The 11,984-nt window shown below is 66.1% G+C and carries 13 protein-coding genes; 10 read left to right on the top strand and 3 right to left on the bottom strand.

The annotated features are described in order from the left end of the window. Positions 1-15: 15 nt before the first annotated feature. Entirely contained in the window at positions 16-531 is a 516-nt protein-coding gene (locus tag V7S63_RS05365) for a CreA family protein (protein WP_091830708.1), read from the top strand. A 21-nt stretch (positions 532-552) separates the two neighbouring features. Here V7S63_RS05365 and V7S63_RS05360 read toward each other — a convergent pair whose 3' ends face one another. Beyond that, a complete protein-coding gene (locus tag V7S63_RS05360) occupies positions 553-900 on the bottom strand; it encodes a hypothetical protein (protein ID WP_336529451.1) in 348 nt (115 codons plus the stop codon). An 89-nt stretch (positions 901-989) separates the two neighbouring features. Further along, complete coding sequence (locus tag V7S63_RS05355; RefSeq protein WP_091832272.1) at positions 990-1,319, bottom strand: hypothetical protein; 330 nt, start codon at positions 1,317-1,319, stop codon at positions 990-992. A 381-nt stretch (positions 1,320-1,700) separates the two neighbouring features. Here V7S63_RS05355 and cysS point away from each other — a divergent pair, with 381 nt between their 5' ends. From cysS to cimA, 3 genes are all read left to right on the top strand, one after another. After that, positions 1,701-3,170 (top strand): cysteine--tRNA ligase, encoded by a 1,470-nt coding sequence (cysS, locus tag V7S63_RS05350; protein ID WP_336529450.1) that lies wholly within the window; start codon positions 1,701-1,703, stop codon positions 3,168-3,170. Beyond that, positions 3,170-3,790, top strand: coding sequence for a hypothetical protein (locus tag V7S63_RS05345; RefSeq protein WP_100965211.1), 621 nt, complete (start codon positions 3,170-3,172; stop codon positions 3,788-3,790). Before cysS ends, V7S63_RS05345 begins: the two co-directional genes overlap by 1 nt. A gap of 169 nt (positions 3,791-3,959) precedes the next feature. Then, entirely contained in the window at positions 3,960-5,558 is a 1,599-nt protein-coding gene (cimA, locus tag V7S63_RS05340; protein WP_336529668.1) for a citramalate synthase, read from the top strand. A gap of 212 nt (positions 5,559-5,770) precedes the next feature. On the opposite strand, the gene V7S63_RS05335 is transcribed toward cimA, so the two are convergent. Then, on the bottom strand, positions 5,771-6,103 hold the full coding sequence (locus V7S63_RS05335; RefSeq protein WP_100965209.1) for a hypothetical protein: 333 nt from the start codon (positions 6,101-6,103) through the stop codon (positions 5,771-5,773). A gap of 171 nt (positions 6,104-6,274) precedes the next feature. On the opposite strand from V7S63_RS05335, the gene V7S63_RS05330 reads away from it, so the two are divergent. From V7S63_RS05330 to V7S63_RS05305, 6 genes are all read left to right on the top strand, one after another. Beyond that, positions 6,275-6,904 (top strand): nucleoside triphosphate hydrolase, encoded by a 630-nt coding sequence (locus V7S63_RS05330; RefSeq protein WP_336529449.1) that lies wholly within the window; start codon positions 6,275-6,277, stop codon positions 6,902-6,904. A 234-nt stretch (positions 6,905-7,138) separates the two neighbouring features. Beyond that, complete coding sequence (locus V7S63_RS05325; protein WP_336529448.1) at positions 7,139-9,049, top strand: ABCB family ABC transporter ATP-binding protein/permease; 1,911 nt, start codon at positions 7,139-7,141, stop codon at positions 9,047-9,049. Positions 9,050-9,175: 126 nt separating this feature from the next. Beyond that, positions 9,176-9,379, top strand: a complete 204-nt coding sequence (locus V7S63_RS05320; protein ID WP_158673615.1) for a hypothetical protein — start codon at positions 9,176-9,178, stop codon at positions 9,377-9,379. A gap of 132 nt (positions 9,380-9,511) precedes the next feature. Further along, entirely contained in the window at positions 9,512-10,360 is an 849-nt protein-coding gene (locus tag V7S63_RS05315; protein WP_100965203.1) for an AraC family transcriptional regulator, read from the top strand. Beyond that, positions 10,357-11,010 carry an SAM-dependent methyltransferase gene (locus V7S63_RS05310; RefSeq protein WP_336529447.1) on the top strand — a complete coding sequence of 218 codons (654 nt, stop codon included), beginning with the start codon at positions 10,357-10,359 and terminating at the stop codon, positions 11,008-11,010. Before V7S63_RS05315 ends, V7S63_RS05310 begins: the two co-directional genes overlap by 4 nt. Continuing rightward, entirely contained in the window at positions 11,007-11,894 is an 888-nt protein-coding gene (locus V7S63_RS05305; protein ID WP_336529446.1) for a DMT family transporter, read from the top strand. The genes V7S63_RS05310 and V7S63_RS05305 overlap by 4 nt, the downstream gene beginning before the upstream one ends. The last annotated feature ends 90 nt before the right edge of the window (positions 11,895-11,984 follow it).

Genomic DNA, 11,984 nt, shown 5'->3' with positions numbered 1-11,984 from the left:
TCTGGGAGAATCTGGATGAGCTTTCGTCATTGTCTTCTCGCCCTCTCGTCTCTTCTCGCGCTCGCCGGCGTCGCTGCGCCGGCCGTGGCGCAGGAGGACCTGATCTTCAGGAAGTCGACGGTCTGGAAGATGCTGACCCCGGACGACAAGCTCGCGGTCTACGGCGTCGACGACCCGGTCGTCGAGGGCGTCGCCTGCCATTACACCGTTCCTGAGAAGGGCGGCGTTTCCGGCATGTTCGGCGTCGCCGAGGAGGTCTCGGAGGTCTCGCTCGCCTGCCGCCAGGTCGGTCCGGTGAAGATCAAGGAGAAGTTCTCGCAGGGCGACGTCGTCTTCCGCGAGCGCCGCTCGCTGATCTGGAAGAAGATGCAGATCGTGCGTGGATGCGATACCAAGCGCAACGTGCTGATCTACATGGTCTACACCGACAAGCTGATCGACGGCTCGCCGCAGAACTCGACCTCGAGCGTGCCGATCATGCCCTGGGGCGGGATGGGCGACGTACCGAAATGCTCCGAATGGGTGAAGTGAGGCGGGTTTGGCCGGTCCGATCTAACGAGGCGTGTAGGTGCCGGTGTAGTTGCAGTTCGCGCCGTGGAACGGTGTGCAGGCGCCGCTTTCCGTCACCGTGAGGGCGCGGCCCCTGCGGCGAATGTCGAGGCGGCAGATCTCACCATATTCCGTTGCTTCGGCGACGAGCCGGTCACCCTGGGGCCGGCCGCGAGCCGAGATGACGCCGACGCAGCTCCGGCTGCCGATCTCGGCATCGACCTTGAGCATGCCGGCGCCGGCCGGGCGGATCGTCATGCTGCCGCCGACCGTCCGATAGCGGCCCTCGAAGGCCTCGGCCGGCAGCAGTGTCGCCAAGGCGAAGATGGCGATGAGCGCTGGACGGATCATGGGCCGGTGATCCCCGATGCAGCCGGGGAACATCCACGGCGGCCAAGCATACGGCTTGCGTCAATCCGGGAAAATCTCGCCCGTCGGGATTAGCCCCCGCAGGTGATCGCCAGCGGCTGCTCGGCCACGGGAGCGCTGGCTTGGCGCGGCGTCGAGCCGGTGAAGTCTTCCGGCTTGGCGAGACCATAGGCGGTGGCGGCACGATGGCCTTGCGACTCGCACCAGGCGTCGGCGACGATCTGGCCGCATTCGGACTTGCTGGAAATGCAATCGGCGACGCCGTAGCCGTCTCCGGCCGGGATCAGATAGGTGCGCTCGGCCTTGGGGGCGGCGACGGTTCCGGTCGCAGGCAGCAGCGCCAGCGACATCCCCGCACCGATGATTCCGAAGAGCCCGACCAGAGCGACGGCGCGGCGCATGATATTGTCCCTGAGACCCGACCGGGGCTGAACCTTCGACATGTCAAATTGGTTCCAAATGGTTAAGACTGCGTGAACCTCGGCAATCTTGGTTGCGCGCAAACCGTCTTCCGCTTGTGGCGGCATTGCGGCGATGAGGGCAGAAATCGCGGGAGGGCAGGGCGATGGCGCGCAGGCGTTGCCAAGCTGCCACTTGACGTAAGCGTACATGACAGGCATCACGGCAGGATGACGCGAGCCCTCGCCATTACCTGCATTATTTGCCGCTAGCTTTCGCTGGCCGGCTGCTCACGTCCTCGTCCCAACGAAAAGACAGACAGCGCCCCGGCCAGCGGCCAGGATAAGCCGTTTTTGTCGCCTTCTCGTCAGGATACCACTTCGATGCAGCCGACCCTCAGGCTCTACAACACGCTCACGCGGACGAAGGAGGTCTTTACCCCCGTCGATCCCCAGAACGTGCGCATGTATGTCTGCGGCCCGACGGTCTATGACTATGCTCATATCGGCAATGCCCGGCCGGTCATCGTCTTCGACGTGCTCTACCGGCTGCTGCGGCACGTCTATGGCGAGGGTCATGTCCGCTATGCGCGCAACCTCACCGACGTCGATGACAAGATCAACGCCCGCGCCGCGCGCGATTTTCCCGACCTGCCGCTGAACGAGGCGATCGCGAAGGTCACGCAGACGACGACGGCGCAGTTTCACGCCGATGTCGATGCGCTCGGCAACCTGCGCCCCGACGACGAGCCGCGCGCCACCGGCCACATCGAGGAGATGAAGGCGATCATCGAGCGCCTGATCGCCCGCGGTGTCGCCTATGTCGCCGAGGAGCATGTGCTCTTCTATGTCCCGGCCGTCGCCGGGCTGAAGGACGCGCCGCGCTACGGCTCGCTCGCCCGCCGCTCGCTCGACGAGATGGTGGCTGGAGCACGAGTGGATGTCGCTCCCTACAAAAGGGATCCGATGGATTTCGTGCTGTGGAAGCCGAGCCGCGCCGGGATCGATCCGGGCTGGCCGTCACCGGCTGGCATCGCCACGCCCGGCCGCCCCGGCTGGCACATCGAGTGCTCGGCCATGTCGATGAAGGCGCTGCTCGAGCCGTTCGGCGGCGGCCTGCAATGCGACGATCCCGCCAGGAACGTCTTCGACGTTCATGGCGGCGGGATCGATCTCGTCTTCCCGCATCACGAGAACGAGCTCGCCCAGAGCTGCTGCGCCTTCGGTGCGGCCGGCGGTGCTGCGCGCATGGCAAACTACTGGATGCACAACGGCTTCCTGCAGGTCGAAGGCGAGAAGATGTCGAAGTCGCTCGGCAACTTCGTCACCATCAACGAGCTGCTGGCGACCGAGAGCTTCGGCGGTCGGACATGGCCCGGCGAGGTGCTGCGTCTCGCCATGCTCAAGACCCATTACCGCCAGCCGATCGACTGGACGGTGAAGGCGCTGGAGGAGGCGGAAAGGACGCTGGCCGACTGGGCCGTGGCTGCAGGAGACGCTGAAGCAGGGCAGGTTCCTGCCGGCGTGATCGAAGCGCTGGCGGATGATCTAAACACCTCGCAGGTGCTCGCCGAACTGCATGCCCTGCGCAAGGCCGGTGATCACGCCAGCCTGAAAGCGAGCCTCGCGCTGCTCGGCATCGGCTTGCCGGAGCTGCCCGTGGCCGCGATCGATGATGCCTTGCGCACGAAGGTCGAGGCCTTGATCGCCGCCCGCCTCGCTGCCCGCAAGGCGAAGAACTTCGCCGAATCCGATCGCCTTCGCGACGAGCTTGTGGCGATGGGCATCGTGCTCATGGACGGCAAGGACCCGGCGACCGGCGAGTTGACGACCAGCTGGGAGGTGAAGCGGTGATGACTCCCGCCTCACGTGAGCCGATCATCATTGCCGATGCGGGGCCGGTCCTGCGTCTGGCTGCGGCTGGGCTGCTCGCCATGCTGCCGCGGCTGAACCGCCGCATCGTGCTGGTCGATCGTGTCGAGGACGAGCTGGTCGGCGATGAGACCAAACCCTTCGCGATCGAGATCCGCAACTGGATCGAGAGCGAAGGCATGGCACTCCTGCGCGTGCCGACCGTGATCGGCGAAGGCATCCGTTCGCTCAGGGCGCGCGAGCGCTCGCTCGAGGAGGAGGCACGTCTAAAGGCGAGCCTGCGCAATTCCGGCGAGCTTGCGCTGCGCGAATTCGTCGACTTCTGGCGGCCCGACGAAACCTCCTCCGCCGTCGTGCTCTACGAGGACCGCAAGGTCCCGAACCTGTTCCTCGAAGTCGATTACCCGGTCACTTTTATGACGACCCGCGCCTTTGCCCGGACCATGGCGTTATGGGGCGTCAATCTCGATGCCCCGGCCGCGCTCGAAGCCATTGCCGGCATCTATGATCTCAAGCCGGCGATGATCGGCGAGATCGACCCCGATACGCCTGTCGACCTGCGACCCCTGCCGGCTGTTTTGAAAGAAGACCAAGAACAATGACCACCGAGGCTCCGAAGATCCGCAAGCGTGGTTCGCTCTCGATCGCGATGAAGCTCGTCATGCTCGCCATGGTGATGCCGAAGGTGTTGCGTTACCGGTTGCGGGTGAGGCGATGAGCGCCGCAGCCCCCGCTCCAGTGGCCGAAGCCGCGCCGCGCAAGGCTGGCGAGGTGACGCTCGCCCGCATCCACCTTTTCGACACGACGCTGCGCGACGGCGCCCAGACCACGGGCGTCGATTTCTCGCTCGACGACAAGCGCGCGGTCGCCGGCCTGCTCGACAAGCTCGGCATCGACTATGTCGAGGGCGGTTATCCCGGAGCCAATCCGCTCGATACGGCCTTCTTCGCGCAGAAGCCGACGCAGCGCGCCAAGTTCGCCGCCTTCGGCATGACCAAGCGGGCAGGGCGCTCGGCCTCGAACGACCCTGGCATCGCCGCGCTGCTCGATGCGAAGGCCGACGCGATCGTCTTCGTCGCCAAGAGCTGGGACTATCACGTCCATGTCGCGCTCGAGATCTCCTTGGAGGACAATCTCGACGGCATCCGCGACAGCGTCGCCACCGCGAGGGCGGCCGGCCGCGAGGTGATGCTCGATTGCGAGCATTTCTTCGATGGCTACAAGGCCAATCCCGACTATGCGCTCGCCTGCGCCCGCACCGCCTATGAAGCCGGCGCGCGCTGGGTCGTGCTCTGCGACACCAATGGCGGCACGCTGCCGGACGAGGTCGGACGGATCGTCGCCGAGGTCGCGAAGGTTGTGCCCGGCGATTATCTCGGCATCCACGCCCATGACGATTGCGGCTGCGCCGTCGCCAACTCGCTCGCCGCGGTCGAGGCCGGCGTTCGCCAGATCCAAGGCACGCTGAACGGGCTCGGCGAGCGCTGCGGCAACGCCAATCTCGTCACGCTGATCGGCGCGCTGAAGCTGAAGGAGCGCTACAACCGCCGCTTCGCGCTCGGTGTCGGCGAGGCCGAGCTCGGCGAGCTCACCCATGTCTCGCGCGCGCTCGACGAGATGCTGAACCGCGCGCCGAACCGGCACGCCCCCTTCGTCGGCGCCTCGGCCTTCGCCACCAAGGCCGGCATCCACGCCTCGGCCGTGCTGAAGGACCCGCGCACCTACGAGCATGTCGCGCCCGATCTGGTCGGCAATGTCCGGAAAGTCCTGGTTTCCGACCAGGGCGGCAAGTCGAACCTCGTCGCCGAGCTGGAGCGCATCGGCGTCACCATCGGCCGCGACGATCCGCGGCTCTCGCGCGTGCTGGAGGAGCTGAAGGAGAAGGAGGCACAGGGTTATGCCTTCGAGGGCGCCGACGCCTCGTTCTACCTGCTTGCCAAGCGCATCCTCGGCGAATTGCCTGATTATTTCGAGATCGAGCGCTTCACCGCCAATGTCGAGCGCCGCTACAACGCGCTGGGCGAGCTCGTCACCTTCTCGGAGGCGATCGTCAAGGTGAAGGTCGGCGAGGAATCGCTGATCTCGGTCGCCGAAAGCGCGCTCGGCCCGGTCAACGCGCTCGACCTCGCCTTGCGCAAGGATCTCGGCCGCTACCAGTCGCTGATCGGTGGCCTGAGGCTGGTCGACTACAAGGTCCGCGTCTTCCAGGGCGGCACCGACGCTGTCACCCGCGTCCTGATCGAATCCGCCGACGAGACCGGCGAGCGCTGGACCACGGTCGGCGTCAGCGCCAACATCATCGATGCCTCGTTCCAGGCACTGGTCGATTCGATCACTTACAAGCTGATGCGCGAAGGCGCGACGGCATAGTCAGCCTCCTTCTCCCCCCGGGGGAGAAGGTCCGGCCGGGGATGAGGGTGGTTCGACTGGGTGAGCCGGTTGTCGACCGGCCCTTTCCTTCCCTCATCCGTCAGCGCTTCGCGCTGCCACCTTCTCCCGCCGCATGTCGGATGTTTCCGACATGCGCATCCAAAGCTGCCAATCTCGGGCAGGCCCGAGATTGGTGGGGAGAAGGTGAAGGGTCACTCCGTCAGGCGCAGCGACTTCTCCTTGCAGAGGTCGATGCCGTCATTGTCGCTCTCGCTCTCGTCGCTGAACTTGCCGAGCAGATAGTAGCTGCAGCCGGCCGGCTTGTTGAGCTTGACCATGGCGCTCTTGCCGGGAGCCAGCGGCTTGGCGAGCTTGCCGACGAGCCGGGCCTGCTCACCCGTGGTGGTGATCTCCAGCGACTCGAGCGGCACGGTACGGGCATTGGTGATCTTGATCTGTGCCGGCGGGCGCGATTGCGCCAGCGCCGGCACGATCGGCAGCAGCGCGAGTGCGCAAGCGGCGGGAAGAATGCGTCGAAGCATCATGAGCGTCTTCTCCAGGCTTCAGCCCTTAAAGGCTTTAGGCCAATCTGACATCGCAGTTGCGACGAGAACAAGGCCTGATCGGTGCCGGTTCATGGCGCCGGCGTCCGGTTGCAGACGGCGCGGACGTCGCCGATCCTGCGGCGGGGGAGCGGAGATTCCGGGCTTGTGACCATGCAAACTGCCGAAGATGTCGCTGCCAGGATCGTCGAGCGGGCCGGTGACCGGCGCCGCGTCGTCATTGGGCTCGCCGGTGCTCCGGGGGCTGGCAAGTCGACGTTGAGCGAGCATCTGCTCGCAGCGCTGCCAGCCGGCGAAGCGGCGCTGGTGCCGATGGACGGCTTTCATTTCGACAATGCCGTGCTTGACGCGATGGGCCTGCGTGACTGCAAGGGCGCACCGCAGACCTTCGACTGCGCCGGGCTTAAAGTGACGTTGCGGCGCATTCGCTCGGGCGAGGGGGATGTGGCGGTGCCGGTCTTCGATCGCCAGGCCGATCTTGCCCGCGCTGGCGCGGCCATCATACCGGCCGATGCGCGTTTCGTACTGGTCGAGGGCAACTACCTTCTGGTCGACCGAGCGCCATGGTCGGAGCTCGCGCCGCTCTTCGACCTGACGCTCTTCATCGACGTGCCGATCGCCGAACTGGAGCGCCGTCTGCTCGCGCGCTGGACCGATCTCGGTCGCAGCGAGGAGGCGGCGCGCGCCTGGGTCGAGGGCAACGACCTGCCCAATGCGCGGCTGGTTGTCGAAGGCAGTCGCAGGGCCGATATCATCTGGAAGAATGGCGTCGCCACACGCTGATCGGCTTCAAGATCAAGCGCTGGTCGTCCCGGGCGACCGAAGGGAGACCCGGTACCCATTCCGGAACCTCTTTCGGAAAAGCTCCGGAGTGGGTCCCGGATTTCCGCTTCGCTGCGTCCGAGAGGACACTGCTACTAGCATCATCGCAAAAGCGACTTCGGCAATTTCATCTCCCGCCCCCTGCATTCCCCGGAGAATCCGCCTATATCGGCGGTTCCATTTGGAAGCATTTCAATGTCCTCGCCTGCTACGCCGGTTCCGGCGCCCCTCGCGCGCCAAGCCGTGCTCCAGCCCGGCTCCGGCTTCATCGCAACGTTCCAGGCGCTCTGGCCCTATCTCTGGCCGCCGGAGCGGGCCGATCTGCGCCAGCGCGTCGTCGCTGCCTTCGTGCTGCTGGTGATCGGTCGGCTCGTGCTGATGGGCGTGCCCTTCACCTTCAAGTGGGCGACGGATGCGCTCGCCAACAACCCGACCTCGCTGTCGAACTGGCTGCCCTTCCTCGTCGGCGCACCGTTGGCGCTGACGGTGATCTACGGTTTTGCCCGCGTCGGCTCGGCCGCCTTCGTGCAGCTGCGCGACGCGATCTTCGCGCCGGTCTTCATGCATGCGGTGCGAACGCTGGCGCTGCAGACCTTCGGCCATCTCCACCATCTCTCGCTGCGCTTCCATCTCGAGCGCAAGACCGGCGGCCTGACGCGGGTGCTCGAGCGCGGCCGCAACGGCATCGAGGAGATGGTCCGCCTCGGCCTGAACCAGCTCGTGCCGGTGATCATCGAGGTCACACTGATCATCACCGTGCTGCTTTGGCTGTTCGACTGGCGCTATGTCGTCGTGCTGGTCGTGATGGTGGTGGGCTACATGGCCTACACCATCAAGGCCACCGAATGGCGCATCGCCATCCGCGCCCAGATGAACGAGTCCGATACCGACGCAAACGCCAAGGCGATCGACTCGCTGCTCAACTATGAGACGGTGAAGTATTTCGGCGCCGAGGCGCGCGAGACGGCGCGCTACGATCTCTCCATGGCGCGCTATGAGCGCAACTCGATCAAGGCCTACACCTCGCTCGCCTGGCTGAACTTCGGCCAGGCCGCGATCTTCGCGGCGGGCCTCACCATCTCGATGGTGATGTGCGTGCGCGGCTTCCAGGCCGGCACAAACACGGTCGGCGATTTCGTGCTGATCAACGCCATGCTGATCCAGCTCTACATACCCCTGAACTTCATGGGCACCGTCTACCGCGAGATCAAGCAGGCGACGCTCGACATCGAGCAGATGTTCTCGCTGATCGGCCGCGATCCGGAGATCCAGGATCGGCCGGGGGCTCCGGCGCTCGACGTCCACGCCGGCACCGTCACCTTCGAGGATGTCCATTTCGCCTATGTGCCGGAGCGGCCGATCCTGCGCGGGGTCTCCTTCGAGGTGCCCGCCGGCAAGACCATCGCGATCGTCGGCCCCTCGGGCGCCGGCAAGTCGACGATCTCGCGCCTGCTGTTCCGCTTCTACGAGCCGCAACGCGGCCGCATCCTCATCGACGGCCAGGACATCGCCGCGGTGCAGCAGGTCAGCCTGCGCTCGGCGATCGGCATGGTCCCTCAGGACACGGTGCTGTTCAACGACACCATCGAATACAATCTGCGCTATGGTCGACCCGAGGCGACGCAGGCCGAGATCGAGGACGCGGCGCGCCTCGCCCAGATCGACCGCTTCATCAAATCGCTGCCGGAAGGCTACCAGACCTCGGTCGGCGAGCGCGGCCTCAAGCTCTCGGGCGGCGAGAAGCAGCGCGTCGCCATCGCCCGCACCATCCTGAAGGGCCCGCCGGTGCTGGTGCTCGACGAGGCGACCTCGGCGCTCGATTCCTTCACCGAAAAGGAGATCCAGGACGCGCTCGACCGGGTCAGCGAGGGCCGCACCACGCTGGTGATCGCCCACCGGCTCTCGACCGTGGTCAACGCCGACGAGATCATCGTCCTCGACAAGGGCGTGATCGTCGAGCGCGGCCATCACCGCGACCTGCTCACCGCCGACGGCGTCTACGCCGCGCTTTGGAACCGCCAGCGCCAGGTGGACGAGGCCAAGGCGACGCTGCAGCGCGCGACCCAGGAAGAGGGCGAGAGCGTCCGGGTCAGTCTGACGCAGTGAGGTTCTCACGCCGCGCGAAGGAAATTTGCGCGGCGTCGTTGATTCCTGCCCAGAATGACGCATATCGAATTTACGACGCTAGCATAGGCCGGGGCGCCCCGGCCTAGGTGGCCTTCGGGTCGTCGCTTGTTTCTTTCCGGCGTGCACGCCGCTACGGCGTCGCAGCTTCTTTCTCCGTCCCATTCCGCAATCCAGGCGCACGCAGCGCCCGACATACGAGGCGCGCGGCCCCAATCCCGGAGCCCGACCATGATCATCGCCGGCTACGCCCTTCTGGCGCTCGGCTACACGCTTCTGGCCATCGCCACCCTGAGCGGCATCGGCCACTGAATAGACCCCGCCCCGGAGCTAAGGCTCCGGGGCGGCGGCTTCCGGAAAGAGCGCTGTCGGTTGTGGACGATCGATCAAGCGACCGGCTGAAGCCGATGATATGCACGGGACTTTCGCGGGAGGAGCCGGGGCATGTCGCTTGCCGACAAGGCGCTTTGGGTGATGGAGCGCAATTCCAGCCGGGAACTGACGCTGGGCTCGATCGCGGCGGCTTGCAACGTCTCGCGCTCGCACCTCGCCAATGCCTTCGGAACGGCGAGCGGCTGGCCGGTGATGGCCTATCTGCGGGCCCGGCGATTGAGCGAGGCCGCCAAGCGCCTTGCCGCTGGCGCGCCCGACATCCTCTCGGTCGCACTTGAGTTCGGCTATGGCTCGCACGAGGCTTTCACCCGCGCCTTTCGCGACCAGTTCGGCACCACGCCCGAGGAGATTCGCAACACTGGCAGTACCGAGCGGATCGACCTCGTCGCACCGCTGCGGTTGACCAACGGACGCGCCAGGACTCCGGTCCCGACTGTTCGGGAGCTGGGTCGGCTGCGCCTCGTCGGCCTGTCAGCCCCGTGCTCCTATGAATCGGCGATCGGGATACCGGCGCAATGGCAGTCATTCATGTGCGACCACTATGCCGATATCCCCGACAAGGCTCCGGGCATACCGATCGGCGTCTGCCGCGCGCCCGATGAGGATGGCTGCTTCGAGTATATGTGCGCCACGGAGGTGAGCTCGGCCGCTCCGCCGCGAAAGCCGCTGGCCTATCTGGAGACCGAGCCCCGAACCTATGCCGTTTTCGAGCATCGCGACCACGTCTCGACGATCTTCGACACCTACACGGCGATCTGGAACGAGGCGCTGCCCGCCGCCGGGCTCAATGCGGCGAACGGCCCCGTCCTAGAATTCCACAACGACGCCTTCGATCCGGGCACCGGGCTCGGCGGCCTGCAGATCTGGATCCCCCTGGAGCGCGAGGGAGGTGGGAGATGAGTGCGCCGGAAACGGTCAAGGAGGCGGTACAAGCGAACCGCTCGGCTTCGAACAGCTCGACCCTCGCCGGCTATGAAGGCTGTGCCGACGACTACGCGGCAACGACGGCGCCCAAGCCGCAGGCTGACGACCAGCCGGCGCTTGTCGAACTGCTGAAGCTCGTCCCGCCGGGCAGTCATCTGCTCGAGATCGGCTCAGGTCCGGGCTGGGATGCCGACTGGCTCGAGGAGCGGGGGCTTGCCATCAGGCGCACCGATGGAGCGCAGTCCTTCGTGCAGTTGCAGGCGGGGCGCGGCCGCCGGGCCGAGCTTCTCGACGTTATCCGCGATCCGCTCGGCGGCCCGTATGACGGCGTCGTGGCGCTGTACGTGCTCCAGCACGTCGAGCGCGAGATCCTGCCTTCGGTCCTCGCCAGGATCGCGGAGGCGATCCGCGAGGGCGGCGTCTTCCTGCTCGCGCTTCGGGAAGGGCAGGGCGAGAGCGTCGAAATCGGCACGAAGGGCAACACGTATTACGTCGCCCTGTGGCCGCGTTCCGAGATCATCGCGACTCTCGCAGCACTCGGGCTCGGCTTGCACTGGTCGCACTCGTTCGAGGGCCGCGACGGCCGCTGGCTGACTGCGCTGTTCTGGAAGGGCACGCTGGCATGAACCGGAAAGCCTGGCTGCTGTTCCTCGCCCTCGGCGTGATCTGGGGCGTGCCCTATCTGCTGATCCGGATCGCCGTTGCCGATTACCACCCGGTCATCGTCGCCTTCGGCCGCGCTGCCATCGGCGCGCTGGTGCTGCTGCCCTTCGCGCTGCGCGGCAAGGGCATCATGTCGGGCTTCCGCCGGCCCGGCTGGCTGATCCTTTACACGCTCGTCGAGATTAGCGGCCCGTGGTTCCTGATCGGCTTCGCCGAGACGCGGGTGACGAGCTCGCTGGCAGGCCTGATCATCGCGCTGACGCCGATCATCGCCGCGGTCCTGGGCGTCGTGCTCTCGCAGGAGCGGCTCGGGATCGGGCGGCTTGCCGGGCTCGGCCTCGGCCTGGCCGGTGTCGTCGCACTGCTCGGCTTCGACGAGCAGCCGGTCGAACTCTGGCCGGCGCTGGCGCTGGGGCTGAGCGCGCTCGGCTATGCCATCGGCCCGATCATTGTCGTGCGCAAGCTCGCCGAGGCGGAGGCGAGCGCGGTGGTGGTCGTTTCACTGATCGTCGCTGCGATCCTCTATCTGCCTTTCGTTCCGGCTCTCTGGCCTGCCCGGATCACGCTCGATGCGAGCCTTGCGGTGGTAGCCCTCGCCGTCGTCTGCACGGCGCTGGCCTTCCAGCTGCTGTTTGCGCTCATCGCCGAGGTCGGCGCGGCCCGAGCGACCGTGATCGCCTATCTCAATCCCGCGGTGGCGGTGCTGCTCGGAGTGCTTGTGCTCGGCGAGCCACTTTCCGCCGCCCTATTGGTCGGGTTCCTGCTGATCCTCGCCGGTTCTTACTTCGCCACGGCCCGCCAACAGCGCACCAGTGCGCCTGCTGTGGCTGCGGAGCCATTCAGTTGAGAACTTTTCCATAAGCCTCTCGCCAGCACGCCCCACGATTGGCAGTATGGCTTGCAGAGCCTGGCTGTGGGCTCGCTGCGGTTGAAGCGG

The organism is Allobosea sp. CCNWLY174 (genome assembly GCF_037120455.1).
Classification (GTDB): Bacteria; Pseudomonadota; Alphaproteobacteria; order Rhizobiales; family Beijerinckiaceae; genus Allobosea; species Allobosea lupini.
This window is presented reverse-complemented; position numbering and strand designations above follow the sequence as displayed.